Genomic DNA, 18,296 nt, shown 5'->3' on the forward strand with positions numbered 1-18,296 from the left:
GAACCGGGTAATCCCCTGCCGATCACCGATGATGGCCCTCGGCCTGATATGTGTTTCCACCGCCAGCCAGGCTGACAACTCTCTGGGCCAACGGGACAACATCAACCTCGACCTGACCCAGCGTCAGCACGCAGAACTGGCGATTGCCCCCGGCCTTGTCAGCGGCTCAAGTCTCAATGGCCTGTTGCGCAATTACTACTTTGCCCGCGACAACCATCACACCCCGGCCCGGCGCGACCAACGTGAATGGGCGCAGGGCGTGCTGCTGTCATTTCGCTCCGGGTACACCGACACACTGATTGGCATGGGCCTGGATGTGCATGCTTTCAGTGCCTTGAAACTCGATGGCGGTGGTGGCCGTGGCGGTGCCGGATTGATGCCTTTAGACAGCCAGGGTCGTCCGCAGGATGAGTTTTCCGCAGCCGGAGCCGCGGTAAAATTTCGCGCCTTCGACAGCCTGCTCAAGGTCGGCGATCAACTGCTGGAAAATCCACTGATCGCCAGTGGCAGCAGCCGCCTGTTCCCCCAGAGCTACCGCGGGGTGACGGTCAAAAACTTCAGCATCGAGCAAGTGATGTTCGACGCCGGCTGGGTCGAGTCGACGCGCTTGCGTAACCAGAGCGGCCACAGCAACCTGCAAAGTGCCTACGGCAATGGCAACCGCGCAGGCGTTGCCCCCGACCGGGAAAGTTCGCATATGACCTGGTTTGGCGCCACCTACGGTGCAGCGCAATCGCTGAACCTGACCTGGTACAGCGGCCGCCTTGCCGACCTGTGGGACCAGCACTATTTAGGCCTGAGCAAGACCTTTGCGGTGTACCGCGACCTGCGCCTGACGCCCTACCTGCACTACTACAAGACCCGCGACCAGGGGCGCAGTCAGCTGGGGCGCATCGATAACGACGCCTACAGCGCCGGCCTGACCCTGGCGCAGGGTAGCCAGTCGCTCAGCCTCGGCCTGCAAAAAATCGATGGCGACACCCCTTTCGACTTCCTCGCCCAGAATGATCGAACCTTCCTCTATCTGAACAACGCCATGCAGTACGCCGACTTCAACGGGCCAGGGGAGAAGTCCTGGAAACTGCAGTACCAGACCAGCCTGCAAGCCCTGCGTGCCCCCAACCTGCAGCTCAGTGTCGGCTACACCCGCGGCGAGGCCGATCTTACCCGTGTCGACCCGGCCAGCCCTGGTTACGGCTACATCTACAACCCCGAGGGCAAGCACGCCAAACACTGGGAACGCGATATCGCCCTGCGCTATGCCGTGCCCAACGGCCCGGCCAAGGGCCTGAACCTGACCTTGCGCTGGGCCAGCCATCGCCCCGGCGACGGCTATACCGCCCCGGGAAACACCCGTGGCAACGCCAGCGCCGACGAATACCGGGTGATCCTCGACTACCCCTTCAACCTGCTTTGATCAACGTCCAATAAAGAGACTCTTGCATGCGTGCAGCCCACCTGCCCACCCTTGGCCTGCTCTGGCCACTCGTGTGCCTGGAAGCCCAGGCCGACAGTGTCAGCCTGCCTCCCCTGCCCCTGGGTAATACCAGCTTCCTCGACGGCATTACCCAGCCTGGCATGCTCTTCGAGCTGCCGCTGCAGTACAACCGCAGCAACCAGGCCGTCGATGCCGGCGGCCATTCGGTACCCGGCCGCCAGCGGGTACGCAGTGCCACGCTGCTGCCGCACTTCGCCTATATCAGCGAACAGCGCATTGCCGGCGCCTATTACGGTGCGGAGGTGCTGTTACCCCTGGTGCACCTGGACCTGGACATCGACGGTGGCCCAAGCGGCACCCGCACGCGCCAGGGTGATCTGGTGGTCAGTCCGCTACTGCTGCAGTGGGACCCGGTCATGCTGTTTGGCCGCCCGTTCTGGCAACGCTTGAACTTCGTTTTCACCCTGCCCACCGGCGACTACGACAAGAACGCCCAGATCAACACCGGCAGCAACGTCTGGACCTTCAGCCCGCACTACGCCTTCACCTGGCTGGCCAGCGAGCGCCTGGAGTTCAGCGGGCGCCTGCACTACGCCTGGAACAGCCGCAACGACAGCCCGGCGGCACGCCTGCAAGCCGATGACATTCAGCCGGGTGAAGCAGTGCACAGCAACTTCGCCGCCTCCTACGCCCTGGACGATCATTGGCGCGTGGGCCTGGCTGGCTATCATCTCAAGCAGATCAGTGCCGACCGGGTCGATGGCCATCGCCAGCAGGACTCCAAAGAACAGGTGTTCGGCTTCGGCCCCGGCGTGCGCTACAGCACCGGCGGACACAGTGTGTTCGTCAACTACTACAGCGAATCCGGGGCGCGCAATCGCGCCGAGGGCGACCAGTTGACCCTGCGCTACCTGCTGGCCTTCTGAGCCCGTTGCAGCGCTTCGCACAATAGGCTCAGCCCACTCTGAAGATCGTGCGCTTGCTTTGCCGGCCAACCCAAGCGCAAATGCTGACGATAGTCACCCTGCAGGCTGAACAGCTCACCCGGCGCGATCATCAGCCCCTGGTCAAGCATGCGCTGAAACAACGCCCGCGAGTCCAGCAGCGCCCGCGCTTGAGCCCAGATCGTGGCGCCACCCGCGGGCATCTGGAAGTGCAGGTGGTCGCCCAGGTAGGTCTGCATTTGCTGATACAGATGACTGACGCGCTCGCGCAAATGCAGCCGCACCTGCTCCAGGTGAACATCAATCCGCCCCTTCGCATACAGCCGCGCCACCGCTTGTTGGCGCAGGGGCGGCAAGCAAAAGCCGCGGGCCAGGAACTGGCGCTGCAATTGTTGCGAGCACTGGCGCGACAGCAAATAGGCATAGGGCGCCTCAGCCCCCACCGTGCGTGCCAGAGACGAGAACACCAACAGTCGCTGCGGGTCGACTAGCTCCCGCAGGCAAACCTGGGGACGCGCAACAAAGCAGTGTTCGCCGTCCAGGTCGTTTTCCAGCAGCCACACTCCGTGTCGGGTCAGTAGATCGCCAATGGCCGGATAATGCTCCGGCGCCATCAAGCTGCCGTGGGGGCTGTTCAAGCGCGAAGGCAAGAGGACCATGCGCACAGGCTCGCGCTCAAGCAGACTGGCAAAGCGCTCCAGGTCCAACGCCCCATCAGCCTCCAGGCGCAGCTCGATGACCCGTAGTCCTGCGGCCTGCAAGACTCTCAGCAAGCGCCAGGAACAGGGTGAAGTCACCAGTACCGTGCTGCCCTGCAATTCCAGCGCGGCCAGCAAGGCCTCGAACAGCGAACGCAGGTCCGGTGCCAGGTAAACATCTTCGGCATGCCAATACAGCTGCACTGACTGGGTATAGCGTGCCGCCAGTGCCGTGCGCAGCTCTACTTCGCCGCAAGCATCGACACATCCGGCAGCGCGCGGATACTGGCGCAGCAATTGGCGCTCGATACCCAGCAGGTTCGCTTCCAGGGAAGGCAAGGATTGCGTGCTGTTGAACACCTGCATCTGCGGGCTGCGGGTGTGCTGCTGCAGGTCTTGCAACAGGTCTTCGCTACGCCGGGACTGCCCGGCAATTTCGCCGCCCCTGGCAAAGTAGCCAGACTTGGGCACTGACTGTACCCGCCCCTCGTGCTCGAGCATGGCGTAGGCATACTGGACAGTCGAGATCGAGACATTCAGGCGCCGCGACAAGTCGCGTAGCGAAGGCAACTTGCTGTAGCTGCCAGGCGCCAATTGGGCAATCAGTTCAAGCAGGTAGCGATACACCGCCTGATAGGCAAACTCGTTGCTCTTCATCAATAACGGCCAACCTGTTCGCCTCTCTTTAGCGTGTCGTTCGCCGTACCAACGTTCAGGTGGCGCAGATCGGCACCGCGCACCTGCAAACTGCTCAACAGGCAATCCGCAAGGCGGCCGGCCAAGGGTTCACGGTCATACAGCTTCTGCAGCATGACCAGTGGCAAGCCGCTGGTGTCCACCAACCATTGCACCACCGGTTCCGGGGCCGGTTGCCCGCGCAACGCCTTATGCAAGTACGGGACGGCAACCAGCATGCCGGGGTGGCAGCGGCGCAGAAAAGCCTCCAGTTGCAACCCCTGCCGCACAAAAGGACTGAACAATTGGCACACCAGTTGCGCTTCACCCAGGCCATAGGCGCGCTGGGCGAAGTCATTGGCCTGCGCACGCCGCTCATCCAGCTCGCCAGGCTGCCAGTGATTGAGCACGCGGGCTTGCTGGGCTGGCGTAACGCCCTTGCGCTGCAGCAGATGGCGAGTTTGCTGCAGGTACGACTCGATACCATCGCGGTAGCGGGTGTTGCCGATGAACTCTGCTCGCAGCCCCTGCAAGTGGGCCAGCAGTAACGGATTGGCAGCGCCGGAGCGCCCGCAGGAAAAGGCCTGCTCATCGACGCTGTAACCCAGGAAGCGGCCCAGGCGCTCGCCCTGGGCCAGGTCATGATCAGCGACCAGATCGTCGATGGTGATAAAGCGCAATGCCGGCCGATAACTGGTGTCGGACTCTGGCAGTTCCACGTTCACCTGCTCCTCTCCCAGCAGGAAGTTCAGGTAGCGCAAACGCAGTTCGCCCATGCCGTCGAGCAACGACGTTGCACAGCTGTGGATAGGGCGAACGCCGAGCAAGTCGGCATTGCGCAATGAACGTCGGCTCCAGGCCAGGTAGCGCTTGCGATCCACCAGCGGCTCGGCGCTGACGATGGCATCTACACCACCCTTCCAGCGCAGTGCCTGACGGGCAAGTTCAGCCAGATGCAGGTAACCATGACTGGCAAAATTCGCCATCAGTGGCGCCTCTTCCGACAAGTGTCCGCATAGCAGCCACTCCTGTCGCTCTGCCTGCTGCTGCTCACTGGACCGCGGGCGGCGACTGTCGTAAGGCAACAGATGGCCGTCATCGAGCACGAGCAAATCGATGCGCGGGTCATCATGCATGAACAATCTCGAGAAGCTGCTATCAATGTTTGCCCGCGCCGTTGTGCTCATGCCAGCCTGCCACGCGGTGGCGATGCGCAACTGGAACGTTCCGGGAGAGCGTGCGGCGATGCTCAACTGCGCTGCTCTCAGGCACGCCAGGGCTTGGGCACAGGGTTGACTGGCATCGAACACGAACATCAAACGCAAACCCTTGATATGCTCGATACCACCGGCTGCTACAAGCAACCGCTGAATCAATAACTGCAGCGAGGCTTTTTGTGCTTGCGACAAGTGTTCAAGCAGACGCTGCAATACTTGCTGATATACATACTGCATGGCTTGATCGTGAATACTGCCCATAACGCCCACCTGATTTCAGTTACGGCCGCTTGAAAGATCGCTCCTGCGAAACAATTCAAACAACAGAGATGAGGAGCCCGCTAAAACCCTAGGAAACTTCCTACAAGTTCCTACAGCGCTTATATAAACGTCCCCGCACGCCAGGACAATGTAGCGGCTACACCCGCCCCAGCCTTGCTTCGCAGCTGAATCATCAGATTTATCGTCATTTCAACTCACTCCCTGAGTGTACAAACTACAGCTTATTATCGGGTGTTGCGCGATGAATAAAAGACACAGAATGCGCTAAAAAACCAGCGCAGATTGCACGGGTGCTTCTTTAATCCAGACAGATTAATAGTGCCGAGCAGATACTTGATTGAAAAGTCCGAAAGCCACTTGGGAAACAGGCACAAAAAAGCCCGAGTAATACTCGGGCTTGTTTATCAGCCATTGTCTCAGGCGTCGGCAATTTTCAGCACCAACCGCCCACCGCATGGACATTCGTCCATTTTACGGTGCGCCTCGACCACTTTCTCCAAGGGGTACACCTCGATGATTTGCGGCGTCAGCAGTTTATCTGCAGTGAACTGGTTGATATCGCGCAGGGCCCGCTGCAGGGCGACCTGGTCCTGGGTAATGCCAAGTTCTGGCTTACCGGTGAAATTGCCGATGCAATGAACGAAAAACTGGATGTTCTTCTGGAACGCGGCACAGGCCGGGAATGGCGTCTGGTTGCCACCTTGCAGGCCATACAGTACCAGGCTGCCACGCGGCGCCAGCACATCACCGAGCAACGACATCTGCGGACCGCCCAGGCCATCGAGGACCATATCGACCCCGCGGTTGCCGGTGTACTTGTTGATCTGCATGAGCAAGTCTTGCTCTTCGGTGACGATCACCTTGTCGGCACCCAGCTTCAACAGGTAGTCACGTTGCTCGGGGTCCTTGGTTGCGGCGAACACTTTCAGCCCCAGGGCCTTGCCCAGCTGAACGAAGGCGGGACCGGCGCAATGACTGGCGTCAGTGACCAGCGCCGTCTGCCCCGCCTTGGCTCGAGCCAGGTCGACATAGGCGAAATAGGCTATCAGCAGCGGCGTGTAATGCACGCTGGCCTCGATCGGCGAAAGAATTTCCGGGTAGCGGGTCAGCGCGGTGCGCGGCAGCACGATGATTTCGCCGTAGACCGGATGCTCATTGGCACTGCTGGCCGGAAAGCTGGCTACTTTGTCGCCAACCGCGAGGTCATCGACACCCTCGCCCACAGCCATGACCACACCCGCCATCTCGTGTCCGATACCGGCAGGCAAGCGCGCCTGGGACGGTGCCAGGTTCTGCCGCCAGAGCACGTCGTACCAACTGATCCCGATCGCTTCAACGCGGATCTGCACCTCGCCGGCAGCCGGCTGCGGCGCGGCCTGCTCTTCAATCTTGAGCACCTCGGCCGGGCCGAACTTGTGGAAACGGATCATGCGGGACATCGCAAACCTCGCCTAGTGAACCTCTAATACCCTGAACTCTATCCGGGCTTTTACGGTTAGACCATCCGTGGCCATTAATAGTCAACATGCCTGTCATTGATTGATGGTAATGCCGCATGCAGCAAATTATGCGGTGCAGGGTAGCAGTCTTTACCCTTAAGATTCACCCCTGCCCCAAACGTGAAGTGAAGCCGAGCCGATGAACCGTAACGACTTGCGCCGCGTCGACCTGAACCTGCTGATCGTCTTCGAGACGTTGATGCACGAGCGTAGCGTGACCCGAGCGGCTGAAAAGCTGTTCCTCGGCCAACCCGCCATCAGCGCCGCCCTGTCGCGGCTGCGCAACCTGTTTGACGACCCGTTGTTCGTGCGTACCGGCCGCAGCATGGAGCCCTCGGCACGCGCGGTGGAAATCTTCGCCCTGCTGTCGCCGGCCCTCGACTCGATCTCCACGGCCGTCAGCCGCGCTGCCGACTTCGACCCGGCCACCAGCACCACAGTGTTTCGTATCGGCCTGTCCGACGACGCCGAGTTCGCCCTGCTGCCGCAGTTGCTCAAGCGCGTCCGCGCCGAAGCGCCGGGCATCGTGCTGGTGGTACGCCGGGTCAACTATCTGTTGATGCCGGCGTTGCTGGCCAGCGGCGAGATTTCGGTCGGGGTCAGCTGGACCAACGATTTGCCCGCCAACGCCAAGCGCAAAGTCTTGCGCCGCAGTAAGCCAAAAGTGCTGCGCGCCGACACCATGCCCGGCAGCCTGACCCTCGACGACTTCTGCGCCCGCCCCCATGCGCTGGTGTCGTTTGCCGGTGACCTGGGTGGTTTTATGGACGAGGTCCTGGAAAAGCTCGGCCGCAAACGCCACGTGGTCCTTGCCGTGCCGCAGTTCAATGGCCTGGGTAGTTTGCTGGCGGGCACCGATATCCTTGCCACCGTGCCCGACTACACCGCCGAGACACTGACCGCTGCCGGCGGCCTGCGTGCCGAGGATCCGCCGGTTGAGGTGCAGAGTTTTGAATTGCATATGGCCTGGCGTGGGTCACAGGACAATGATCCGGGGGAGCGCTGGTTGCGGTCGCGGATTCAGATGTTTTTTGGGGATCCGGATAGTCTTTGAGGGCGCCTGAAAATACAGAATCTAGCGGTTCGGAATTCTGTTCCGAGGGAAGAAATGTTGGCCACGAAAGTCATCCATTCTTCCCAGGGCGCACTCGGTTCTGCTGAAAAGCCTTACCCACCGAAAAATCACCGCAGATTAAAAATCAATTTGCCTGCCGCCGATTTGAGTTTCCGTATCATTCTGACCGGCAACCATAGCCGATGCGCTAATTGCATTTTGATTCGCCCAATCACGTAGTTTTATAAACTCGTCTTTACGCATTTTGCTCATGGGTACTAAACGCGAAATGGTAGTTTCAAAATCAGCCATATTCAGGTCGCTTACATCACCTGAGCCATTCATCCGCCGTGAGAACGCTTCAATCAGCGAGTCCCCAACCCACGCTTCGATTTCGGCACCAGAGAGCACAACATCTTTACCAAAATTCGGCTCCCCCCCTAGAGCAGCCAATCGATCCAAATCAAATTTTTCTGGGTCACGCTTCAACTTCTTGAGGTGTATTTCAAGAATCTTCTTTCTTTCTAATGTCGACGGGAAGTCAACGAAAAATATTTCGTCGAATCGCCCCTTCCTCAACAACTCCGGAGGTAAGCTGTTGATGTTGTTTGCGGTAGCAAACACAAAAACAGGCGCCGTCTTTTCTTGCATCCAAGTCAACAATGTACCGAATACGCGTGAGGCCGTGCCACCATCAGATGCACCTCCGGAAGAGCCGGACAGTCCTTTTTCAATTTCATCGATCCATAGGATGCAGGGCGAAATAGCTTCGGCCGTACGTAGTGCGGAACGAATATTGGATTCTGAAGAGCCAACCAACCCTTGGAAAATTTTCCCCATGTCCAAACGCAATAACGGCATGTTCCATGACGACGATACACATTTCGCCGTTAGCGACTTACCGCAACCAGGAACGCCAGTCAAGAGCAAACCCTTCGGGGTTCCGACACCGAACTCCTGAGCCATCTGCCCAAAACACTGACTACGCAAATTAAGCCACTTCTTAAGCGTTGCCAAGCCACCAACATCCTCGAGATTTAACGTTGAGTCAATGTATTCCAAAATACCTGTTTTCCGTATAATTTGTCTTTTTTCGGAAAGAAGGTCTTTTACGGTATTTTCATTCACACTCAGGGTGGATACCAATGAACGAGACAAGCTATTGTCAATCTCTAATCCCGTGAGACCCAAAGCGGCATCAATGAGTTTATCTTTGGCCTCGCTGGAAAGATCAATCTTGACGCTACTGTTGCCTTGCCATGAATTAACAAAATTATTTATCTGATCCTTAACTTCATCTCTTGATGGCAAAGGAAAATCAATGAACGTGATTTCCTTTTGAAGATCATTGGCAATTTCAAAGCTGGGCGCCACGATAATGCAATTGCTTCGATAGCCACGTGAACGGATATTGATGGCTAAATCTCGAAGTCGACGACGATAGACGGGATTTGATTTTGAGGTAAGGTAGTTATGAGCATCACAAAAAACAAATATATTTTTGCTGCCTTCATCCTTCGCCTTTTCTTCGCAAAAATCCAAGGCTACTTTCAAATCAAAGGTTTTATCCCCGGCCACGACGCCATTTATCTGGACGCCTAGCGTTGAGTTCCAAACAAACAAACGATGGCTAAGTGCCTTGGCGATTTCAGCAATTTCATTGAGCGCACGCTCTTCCTCGAACGTTTCAATGACCAAAATAGCATAGCGCGCTTTCAGGTAATCTGTTATCTGCTTGGTACGGTTCATGCTTGTTATCCCTGCGCTTGAACTGAGTTAAACACTCATCGGAAGACCGGTTTTAGTAACGCCAGAATTTGAAACTATAAACTCGACAACTCTTCTAGCGCGAAAAAATTCAATGTCGACTCTGTCGCTGGCTTTGATAATCTGTTTGTGCTGATAGGGATGACTCGCGTTATGCCGATACCGACCAGCCAGCGTCAAGTCTACGGCTTTAACAACACGAATCATGGCGTCGTTGTGGAATATCTCTTTTGGCGTATAGCCTGTGTAAAGTATCCAGTTTTTCTCGCCATTGACTGCATTTATTAATTGCTCCAAGGCTGGCGCCTGGTCGAGCGGCTCCCCCCCAGAGAGGGTAACGCCAGCGATGTCCAGTGCATTTATCTTCTGTGCCAATTCATCAACAGACATCAGCGTACTCGCTTCGCGAGCGTGGGTGCTCTGATTGAAGCACCCCTTACAATTCAGCGCACAACCCTGCACCCATAATGTCAAGCGCAACCCGGGGCCGTTAACGCTGCTCAACTCCATATGGTGTACATTGATGTCCATTTAGAAGTTCGCGCTGAGAATTTGAAGGGTTTGCTCTTCATGGACTACGGTATATTCCGGCTTCCATTCAGTCACAAGTTCCGCAGTAGGGCTAGAAAGTAGAGACTCAAGCTCTTCAGTAAGCTTTGTGCAAATGTCGCCTTTCACGCCATGCACTTCTTCCGTGATTTCATCGCCCGTAAAGGTGACATGAATGCCGTATTCGTAGCTAGGTCCGAATTCAATCTCGAACCCTTGAGAAGTTTCTTTGACTCTTGCAGGAACACCTGATGCGTCTATACGCTTGATAGTTTCATCGATGGCTACGCTGACGTACGCTTTCTGAAAGCTTAAAGCCAAATCAGCCATTATTGCTTCATCGCCGGCCGAAATAGTTTCTCGTTCGATGAGGAGCTTGTAGGAGCCCTCCTCAACTTGACAAACAAATAGATTGAATTTATCAGCCGTTTGACCACAAATAGCCCTGAATTGCTGCTTACCCATATAGCCTATTTTGCTCAACACCTTTTTACTGAAGTCGCTGGAAAATATGGAAACCAGACCAGTCGTTGGGCTAAGATCCAATTTGCCGAAGGCTTTGGCAATGACTTCTTCATTGACATAAGAAAATTCAAACTTTGTACAATGAGACATTGTTAAAGCTCCAGCTTACGACCGGGAACAACTTCTTCTGCGTCCTGGGTAGCATTTAATACGCCAGGGACAACCTCAATGTTGCGCACAGGTGCCATGGATGGCGGCGCAACATTTTTCGAAATTTCGGCTGGAGTTCCAGAGTTGACAACTACCCGACGTCTTTGGGTTGTCTGTGATACACCACTACCACTCAGGAGACTTGCATCAATCGTTTCCAACAACCTTCTTATTACCAAGATAGGACTTGACGTGAGCTTTTCATAGAGTCCAATTCGCAACAACGCATCGGCGCCATCATTGAACTGTAATTTAACGAAGTAATTTTGACTTTCATCGCCAATGATGCCAATGTGCGAGATCTGATTCAGATCCCGTGACAGCTTTCCCCAAAGATGCCCATCAAACGACGCCACAATTAATTTTGTCGCTGATGCGGCAAAAGCATTGCTACCAACATCAACGTCATCAGCATCAAAATTCTGGTAGCTGACCTGAATTTTCTCCCCTACAGGAAATCCCAGTTCGGTTGCCAAATATTCATTTGTCGAAAAATCAATATTGGCGTGAAATTTTAAGCTTTTTGATAGAACATAAAGGCCAAAGATGCCTGTCATTCCATAGCCTATCGCACTTACTGCGTTCTTCGGTGCAAAAACCACACAAACTGCGGAAATAAAAACAATGATTCCGTAACCGTAATTAATGGCCGTCTGCGAACTGAGCTTTTTATTTCTATAACCCAGAAATGTTTTGCCGGGAATATATTTTTTTGAAGGCGCAAAAATCAGGGTGCACGCACCAAAAAAAACCACGCCAAAAAGCCCCATTGCAGCCTGGCGATTTTGCCCATTTTGCAGCCCGTCAAGAAACATCCACGCGCCGCCAACGATGAAAACAGGTACGAATGCCAGTACTACAAGTACCGTTATCTTACCTTTGGTGGCCATTACCATTTTCCACATCGGGATAGTCTTTATCATTCACAAACCTTCTAGAGTTGGTGCAGAAGCGCGTAGTGAGGGGATGGCTGTAGAACTACTCATGGGTCTATGCTACATGACGATTTTTGGTTTATCACGCGCCAAGGTTCGTCTGAAGTAGCCAAGCAGAAAAAGTCCCAGGCGGGAAAAAACGCGGACACATTCTTGAAGGCTGCGTTGCTACGTAAAATCTGTCAGCGTTAGTTGATCACCAGAGCAAAAAATTGCGTAGAAACGCGACTTCCCGGGATCAAGAACACGCCAAGTGTGGCGTAGATGCCAACGATCATCATCGGGTAGTCCGAGTGACCGACGTGCCAAGCCCAGCCAGACGGCCAGAACAACATAAGTGGGTAGAGAGCAAGGCACGCGAGGCCAGCCAAAACTAGAACGACGGGTCGATAGCGGTCACCCTCGACAGGCAGCTATCGGCTGTGGATTCAACCGGTCGATGCAAGACATTGGCTGAATCTGTGCGCCGGTATGTCGTAGCTTTCATGCGCGCACAACAAAAAAGCGAGGGGGACAGATTCATGTCCCCCCAGAGGTTACATGCCTATGCGCCTACCACAACTGACATCGGAACGACGCCAACGCGAGTTGGCGTCCCGCTGCACAGGCTATCCCGGTCCACGGCGGCACCGCTTTACGCGTCCTGCAGAAACGCCAGCAACTGCTCGTTGAACGCCTGCGGCGCTTCCTCCATCACGAAGTGCCCACAATCGGGAATGACCACCCCGCGCAGCGATCGGGCATGCGCCTTCAGTGTCTGCAAGGGGGCATCACCCGTGGCATGTTGCGCACCGATCGCCAGCACCGGCATCTCCAGTTCGCGCCGGGCGCGCTCGGTGTTCTGGCGGATCGTTTCGGGTATCGCCCGGTAGTATTCGAAGCCACCGCGCAGGCCACCCGGTGTCGAATAGGCGCGGATGTAGACGTCCGACGCCACCGCATGACGCTGCACCGCCCAGCGATCGAACATGAAGTTCAGGTAGCCGTCCTCGCGGCCCGCAATCAGAAACTCCGGCAAATCGCGCACCTGGTTAAACAGGAAGTGCCAGAGGAAGATGTTCTCCTGTGGCGCGACGAAGATCGATGGCGCCGCTGCCAACCCGGGAATGACGGCTTCGGCCACCGTCAGGGTGCGCACCGCCTGCGGCTGGTCGCTGGCAAGCGCATACGCCACCCACATGCCCACGTCATGGCCGACCAGGTGGTAGCGAGCGTGGCCAAGTTGGGTCATGGCCAGATGCAGCAGCCGGGCGACGTTGCCGGTGTCGTAGCCCTGGGCCGGGCGATCGGAGTCACCCAGGCCCGGCGGATCGACGGCGATGGCCATGAAACCGCACTCGGCCAGCGCGCGCATCACATGGCGCCAGGCATACCAGGTCTGCGGCCAGCCCGGCACCAGCAGCACCGGCTCACCCTCGCCCGCCACCACGCAGTGGATACGCAGGCCGTCGACATGGACATGGGTATGGGTGAATGCATCTGTCGACGCGTCGAGTGGTACGCTCATGCGCAAGCCTCCTGCGGGTGAACGCCGAGCATCCGGGCAATCTGTCCAGCGTCAACCGGCGCACCGGCAAAGTCGTCGAACACCTGCCCGGTCACCCGGATAATGTGGCGGTTGATGAACTCCACGCCCTCGCGGGCGCCATCCTCCTGGTCTTTCAGGCAGCACTCCCACTCAAGCGTCGCCCAGCCGGCGTAGTCGTACTGCGCGAGCTTGGAAAAGATGCGTTTGAAATCCACCTGGCCGTCGCCCAGCGAGCGAAACCGACCGGCACGCTCGGCCCAGCCGCTATAGCCGCCATACACCCCCTGGCGCGCGCTTGGATAAAACTCGGCGTCCTTGACGTGAAACATGCGGATGAACGGGTGATAGAGGTCCAGGTAGCCAAGGTAGTCGAGTTGCTGGAGCACGAAGTGGCTGGGGTCAAAGAGAATCCGGCAACGCTCGTGCTCACCCACCAGGGCGTGGAAACGTTCGAAGCTGGTGCCATCGTGCAGGTCTTCGGCGGGATGAATCTCGTAGCACAGGTTGACGCCCTGCTCGTCACAGACGTCGAGGATCGGCCGCCAGCGCCGCGCCAGTTCCTCGAAAGCCGTCTCGACCAACCCTGCCGGGCGTTGCGGAAACGGGAACAGGTACGGCCAGGCCAGCGAACCGGAGAAAGTCCCCATGTCCTCCAGGCCGAGGTTGCGGCTGGCTTGCGCCGCCAGTTTCATCTGCTCGATGGCCCAGGCAGTGCGTTCTGCGGGCCGCCCGCGCAGGGCCGTGGGGGCGAAGGCATCGCACATGGCGTCGTAGGCGGGATGGACCGCGACCAACTGACCGAACATATGGGTGCTCAGTTCACTGATCTGCAGGCCGCGCTCGGCCAGCTTGCCCTTGATTTCGTCACAGTAATCGAGACTTTGCGCCGCTTGAGCGACATTGAACAGACGCTCGTCCCAGGCCGGCACCTGCAAGGCCTTGAAGCCCAGGCCGCTGGCCCAATCGGCGATGCTGTCCAGGCTGTTGAACGGAGGACAGTCAGCACTGAACTGGGCGAGATGAAGGCTGGGGCCTTTGAGGGTTTTCATACGATCGATCCTATTGTTTGTTGATCGACAAACAATAGGATCGATTAATGCTGGCCGTCAACCCCGAAATGGATAGAATGGCCGCTTGACCAGTTCAGGACAGGTAGGCGATGGCAGGGCGTCCCAGGGAATTCGACAAACAGAACGCGTTGCGCAAGGCGATGCTGTTGTTCTGGGAACACGGCTATGAAGGCACGTCGATGTCGATGCTGGTGAACACGCTGGGCATCGCGTCGGCGCGCATCTATGCGGCATTCGGCAGCAAGCAACAGCTGTTCGAAGAGGCCGTAGCGTTGTATGAATCCGCCGAAGGTGGCTTCGCCGACCGCACACTGGACCTACCGGATGTTCGCCAGGCGCTGGCACAGATGCTCGATGCCGCCGTCAGCACCTACACCCGGGCCGACGAACCTCGCGGCTGCCTGGTAGTGAGCGCGGCCAGCGGTGTCGCACCGGAAAACACCGGGATCCTCACCTGGTTGTCCGGGCACCGCCGGCAGCGCACCGAGTCGATTATCGCGCGCCTGCACCAGGCCCGCGCTGACGGCCAGTTGCCGCCTGGTGCGGACGTTCAAGCGCTGGGGCATTTCTATGCCACCTTCCTGCATGGCATTTCGGTGCAGGCCCGCGATGGTGTGCCAGCGGTTGCGCTGCGTAGTGCCTGTGAGTGTGCGCTGACAGTGTTGCCGGAGCGTGATCCGCGATAGGCCTCTGGAAAAGGCACGGATTCATTTTCCCTACCCGCCCCTGCCAAGCCTCTGTCATAACGCGGATTGGCCCGCCTATTTCTGCTGCCTGCTGCCTCTGATGTTGCCGGCAACCCCGCCGGCGACAGCGCCGATCGCGGCGCCAGTCCAACCACTGCCGCCGGAGATCGCAGCAATGCCAGCGCCGGCCGCAGCACCGATGGCGGCACCGCTCACCGTTCCCTGCTGCTGAGCGGACATCGAGGTGCAGCCGATCGCACTCGCCGCAGTTAGGGCTGCGGCAAACAATAGGGATCTGTTCATGTTCACCTCCATTACTGGTTCTGCTTCAGACCGGGCACGACCATCTCGAACCAGATGGTCTCGATGACGGGCCGTTTCACTTGGTCGGGATGGGCGGCGTACCACTGGTTGAGCCCTTCGCGCACGGTGTCGAGCGTTTGGCCCTTCAAGCCTCTGCCGAAACGTGGAATCAGGCTGTGCTCATCGGAAGGCGGTTTCGCTTTGTAGTAGGCCGCCTCCACCTCGTAGGCATTGGCAATGCCGATGAGGTAGACCTTCTTGAGATGCTCCGACGACTGCAGCCATTGCTCGCCGGTAATCAAGGCAACCCCTTCGGCGCGGGCCATACCCGATGCCGTCACCAGGGTCACCCATGCCACCACTACCAACGTGCCCAATCGCAACGCGCTCATCGTCTTCGCTCCTCGCCGGGTTGAACCTCGACACGTGCGGCTCGTTTCTTTGTCTCGTGCTTTCCTGGTCAGCCGGTAACTCCAGGCTTACAGACAAGTTTAGATACCTGAGTGCTTTTCGCGGGATTCTGTTGACGACCAGAAGCAGCCGATGGTCGTTGCATTTCTCTGGCCGTCGGCGTGTGGCTAAGCTTAATGAATCGGGGCACGTTGAAACCTGGATGATTGTCGCCATCAGTGGATCTGAATGAGCATGCTCCCGAGGGAGACGAACATGTACGCGGTGATAAGAACCTACCTGGGCAGTGGCGCAAAGCAGCTCTTCGAGCTGCTGGAAACGCGCAGTACCGACGTCGAAGCCACCCTGCGAACAGTGCCCGGCCTCGTAAGCTACACGCTGCTCAATACCGGTGATGGTGGTACGGCAGTGACTGTGTGTACAGACAAGGCCGGCAGCGATGCGAGCCTGAAAGTCGCACGTGAGTGGATTCAGAAAAATGCAGCCCATATCCACGCAGAGCCGCCGATCGTGACGGAAGGTCCGGTCATTGTGCAGATCAACTAGCGCGCTCTTGTGTCAGTTCATCGACGCTGGATTCCCCTGTCATGAAATGAAAATTTGCTGTCGTGCGATGAGAGGCGACCGCGGCCGCTGCTGCCCTAGAGTGGGAGCACAACAACACAGCGCCCGGAAACACGAGAGCCGCCATGAGCAGATCCACCCGAACCAGCGAGACCGAAACTCCCACTCAACGCCCCCGGACAACCGTCCGAAAGCGTCGCGTTCGCAAGGATGGCGATGTTCCGGACAGCACCCGGCAACAAGAGCTGATCGGCACGGCTGCCAACCAGACCCTGGCAGGCAATCCACTCGTCAGCGTGCGGCCTGCCGACCTGGCCAGCTCGGCCGGCTACCTGCTCAAGGCCGTAGGCAAGTCGCCACTCAAAGCCGGCGCTCATCTGGGTGGTTACCTGAAGGCGCTGCGCGGCATCGTCCGCGGTAACTCCAGCATCGCCCCGGATCCGAAGGACAAGCGTTTCGCCGATCCAGCCTGGCAATCCAACGCCTTCCTGCGCGCACTGCTGCAGAGCTACCTGGCCGGCCAAAGTGAGCTGACCCGCTTCATCGAATCCACCGACCTTGCCCCGCTGGAAAAGAGCCGGGCCCGGTTTGTGGCAGCGCTGCTGGCCGATGCAATGGCACCGAGCAATTCGCCGCTGACCAATCCGGCAGCGCTGCGCAAACTGGTGGACACCGGTGGCATGAGCCTGGCCAGGGGTATGCGCCAATTCGGCGACGATATGCTGAACAACCGTGGGCTGCCGAGACAGGTCGACAGCACGCCGTTCAAGGTTGGCGAAAACATCGCCGCAGCCAAGGGCGAAGTGGTGTTTCGCAACGAGATGTTCGAGCTGCTGCAGTTCGCGCCCACCACCGAGAATGTCTATGCCCGGCCCTTGGTGATGTCGCCGCCGCAAATCAACAAGTACTACGCCATCGACCTGGCGCCGGAAAAAAGCCTGATCAAGTGGATCCAGGACAGCGGCGTGAACCTGTTCGTCATCAGTTGGCGCAATCCCACCCGCGAGCACCGCGATTGGGGCTTGTCCGATTACGCGCTGTGCCTCGACCAGGCGGTGGACGTGGCACGCAAGGTCACCGGTAGCGCGGATGTGAACATGTGGGGCTCCTGCTCCGGCGGCATCACCCTGGCGGCCTATCTGGGCTGGCTGGCGGCCCGTGGCGAAGGCCACAAAGTGGCCAACACCAGTTGGGCCGTGTGCGTGCTCGACATGCCCTCGGCGCTGGGCGACACCACCCTGGGGCTGTTCACCACCCCGTCGGCCCTGCGCGCGGCCAAGGCCAGCTCCCGGCGCAAGGGCGTACTGAGCGGCCAGGGCATGGCCAGCATGTTCGCCTGGATGCGGCCCAACGACCTGATCTGGAACTACTGGGTCAACAATTACCTGTTGGGCAACAAGCCGCCGGCTTTCGACATCCTGGCCTGGAACAACGACACCACGCGACTGCCCGCCCAACTGCACGCGGACTACCTCGACCTGATCCAGCAGAACCCCTACAGCAACCCGGGCACCCTGGAGATTGCCGGCGAGTCGATCGACATGACCCAGGTGCAGGTGGGTGCCTATGTGGTCGGCGGTACCACCGACCACATCACCCCTTGGCAAGGCTGCTACGGCACCGCCCGGCTGTTTGGCGAGGACACCACCTATGTGCTGTCCAACGCCGGCCACTTGCAGAGCCTGGTGAACCCGCCGGGCAATCCCAAGTCGTTCTACTACGCGGCGCCCGCCACTGCCGAGACCCCGGAAACCTGGCTGCACAACGCCGGGGAGCGCCAGCAAGGTAGCTGGTGGCCGCATTGGCGTGAATGGATCGGGCAACGCTCGGGCGACAGCCTGCCGGCGCCGAAGAAACTTGGCTCGCGCAAGTACCCGCCCCTCTGCCCCGCACCTGGCACCTATGTCATGGAGCGTTGACTGGGTGGGAGGGGGGGGGGGGGGGGGGGGGGGGGGGGGGGGAGGGGGGAGAGGGGGGGGGGGAGGGGAGAACAAACACCCA

General features: G+C 58.2%; 17 protein-coding genes and 1 pseudogene. 6 read left to right on the forward strand and 12 right to left on the reverse strand.

The annotated features are described in order from the left end of the window. The first annotated feature begins 28 nt into the window (after nt 1–28). On the forward strand, nt 29–1,417 hold the full coding sequence (locus tag ACO6VD_RS13065; protein WP_422419633.1) for an OprD family outer membrane porin: 1,389 nt from the start codon (nt 29–31) through the stop codon (nt 1,415–1,417). Nucleotides 1,418–1,443: 26 nt separating this feature from the next. Next, nucleotides 1,444–2,364, forward strand: coding sequence for a SphA family protein (locus ACO6VD_RS13070; protein WP_422419603.1), 921 nt, complete (start codon nt 1,444–1,446; stop codon nt 2,362–2,364). Here ACO6VD_RS13070 and ACO6VD_RS13075 read toward each other — a convergent pair. The 3 genes from ACO6VD_RS13075 to ACO6VD_RS13085 all read right to left on the reverse strand — a co-directional run bounded on the left by ACO6VD_RS13075 (nt 2,346) and on the right by ACO6VD_RS13085 (nt 6,693). Next, a complete protein-coding gene (locus ACO6VD_RS13075; RefSeq protein ID WP_422419605.1) occupies nt 2,346–3,737 on the reverse strand; it encodes a PLP-dependent aminotransferase family protein in 1,392 nt (463 codons plus the stop codon). The genes ACO6VD_RS13070 and ACO6VD_RS13075 overlap by 19 nt on opposite strands. Further along, nucleotides 3,737–5,233, reverse strand: coding sequence for a hypothetical protein (locus tag ACO6VD_RS13080; protein WP_422419606.1), 1,497 nt, complete (start codon nt 5,231–5,233; stop codon nt 3,737–3,739). Before ACO6VD_RS13080 ends, ACO6VD_RS13075 begins: the two co-directional genes overlap by 1 nt. A 437-nt stretch (nt 5,234–5,670) precedes the next feature. Beyond that, entirely contained in the window at nt 5,671–6,693 is a 1,023-nt protein-coding gene (locus ACO6VD_RS13085) for a zinc-dependent alcohol dehydrogenase family protein (RefSeq protein WP_422419607.1), read from the reverse strand. 199 nt (nt 6,694–6,892) lie between these two features. Here ACO6VD_RS13085 and ACO6VD_RS13090 point away from each other — a divergent pair, with 199 nt between their 5' ends. After that, nucleotides 6,893–7,807: a LysR family transcriptional regulator gene (locus tag ACO6VD_RS13090; RefSeq protein ID WP_422419609.1), complete on the forward strand. Its 915-nt coding sequence runs from the start codon at nt 6,893–6,895 to the stop codon at nt 7,805–7,807. A gap of 138 nt (nt 7,808–7,945) precedes the next feature. On the opposite strand, the gene ACO6VD_RS13095 is transcribed toward ACO6VD_RS13090, so the two are convergent. The 7 genes and pseudogenes from ACO6VD_RS13095 to ACO6VD_RS13125 all read right to left on the reverse strand — a co-directional run bounded on the left by ACO6VD_RS13095 (nt 7,946) and on the right by ACO6VD_RS13125 (nt 14,310). Continuing rightward, complete coding sequence (locus tag ACO6VD_RS13095; RefSeq protein ID WP_422419611.1) at nt 7,946–9,556, reverse strand: AAA family ATPase; 1,611 nt, start codon at nt 9,554–9,556, stop codon at nt 7,946–7,948. A 27-nt stretch (nt 9,557–9,583) separates the two neighbouring features. Then, the gene (locus tag ACO6VD_RS13100; RefSeq protein ID WP_422419613.1) at nt 9,584–10,105 is read right to left on the reverse strand and encodes a 4Fe-4S single cluster domain-containing protein; all 522 of its coding nucleotides are present in this window, start codon (nt 10,103–10,105) and stop codon (nt 9,584–9,586) included. Next, nucleotides 10,106–10,738, reverse strand: coding sequence for a DUF2997 domain-containing protein (locus ACO6VD_RS13105; protein ID WP_422419615.1), 633 nt, complete (start codon nt 10,736–10,738; stop codon nt 10,106–10,108). Between the two features lie 2 nt (nt 10,739–10,740). Next, nucleotides 10,741–11,688: a hypothetical protein gene (locus tag ACO6VD_RS13110; RefSeq protein WP_422419617.1), complete on the reverse strand. Its 948-nt coding sequence runs from the start codon at nt 11,686–11,688 to the stop codon at nt 10,741–10,743. A 242-nt stretch (nt 11,689–11,930) separates the two neighbouring features. Next, nucleotides 11,931–12,146, reverse strand: a pseudogene (locus ACO6VD_RS13115) (DUF6632 domain-containing protein); the annotation flags it as partial. Nucleotides 12,147–12,367: 221 nt separating this feature from the next. After that, nucleotides 12,368–13,240, reverse strand: a complete 873-nt coding sequence (locus tag ACO6VD_RS13120) for an alpha/beta fold hydrolase (RefSeq protein WP_422419618.1) — start codon at nt 13,238–13,240, stop codon at nt 12,368–12,370. Then, a complete protein-coding gene (locus ACO6VD_RS13125; protein ID WP_422419619.1) occupies nt 13,237–14,310 on the reverse strand; it encodes a sugar phosphate isomerase/epimerase family protein in 1,074 nt (357 codons plus the stop codon). Before ACO6VD_RS13125 ends, ACO6VD_RS13120 begins: the two co-directional genes overlap by 4 nt. Nucleotides 14,311–14,420: 110 nt before the next feature. Between ACO6VD_RS13125 and ACO6VD_RS13130 the strand changes: the two genes are divergently transcribed. Continuing rightward, nucleotides 14,421–15,017 carry a TetR/AcrR family transcriptional regulator gene (locus tag ACO6VD_RS13130; RefSeq protein ID WP_422419620.1) on the forward strand — a complete coding sequence of 199 codons (597 nt, stop codon included), beginning with the start codon at nt 14,421–14,423 and terminating at the stop codon, nt 15,015–15,017. Between the two features lie 75 nt (nt 15,018–15,092). Here ACO6VD_RS13130 and ACO6VD_RS13135 read toward each other — a convergent pair whose 3' ends face one another. Both ACO6VD_RS13135 and ACO6VD_RS13140 read right to left on the reverse strand, forming a co-directional pair. Continuing rightward, the gene (locus tag ACO6VD_RS13135; protein ID WP_422419621.1) at nt 15,093–15,320 is read right to left on the reverse strand and encodes a YMGG-like glycine zipper-containing protein; all 228 of its coding nucleotides are present in this window, start codon (nt 15,318–15,320) and stop codon (nt 15,093–15,095) included. 11 nt (nt 15,321–15,331) lie between these two features. Next, entirely contained in the window at nt 15,332–15,712 is a 381-nt protein-coding gene (locus ACO6VD_RS13140; protein WP_422419622.1) for a hypothetical protein, read from the reverse strand. A 274-nt stretch (nt 15,713–15,986) separates the two neighbouring features. On the opposite strand from ACO6VD_RS13140, the gene ACO6VD_RS13145 reads away from it, so the two are divergent. Beyond that, complete coding sequence (locus tag ACO6VD_RS13145) at nt 15,987–16,277, forward strand: hypothetical protein (RefSeq protein WP_422419623.1); 291 nt, start codon at nt 15,987–15,989, stop codon at nt 16,275–16,277. Nucleotides 16,278–16,420: 143 nt separating this feature from the next. Beyond that, on the forward strand, nt 16,421–18,214 hold the full coding sequence (locus ACO6VD_RS13150; RefSeq protein ID WP_422419624.1) for an alpha/beta fold hydrolase: 1,794 nt from the start codon (nt 16,421–16,423) through the stop codon (nt 18,212–18,214). The last annotated feature ends 82 nt before the right edge of the window (nt 18,215–18,296 follow it).

It is taken from the genome of Pseudomonas sp. GZD-222 (assembly GCF_049310525.1).
GTDB lineage: Bacteria > Pseudomonadota > Gammaproteobacteria > Pseudomonadales > Pseudomonadaceae > Aquipseudomonas.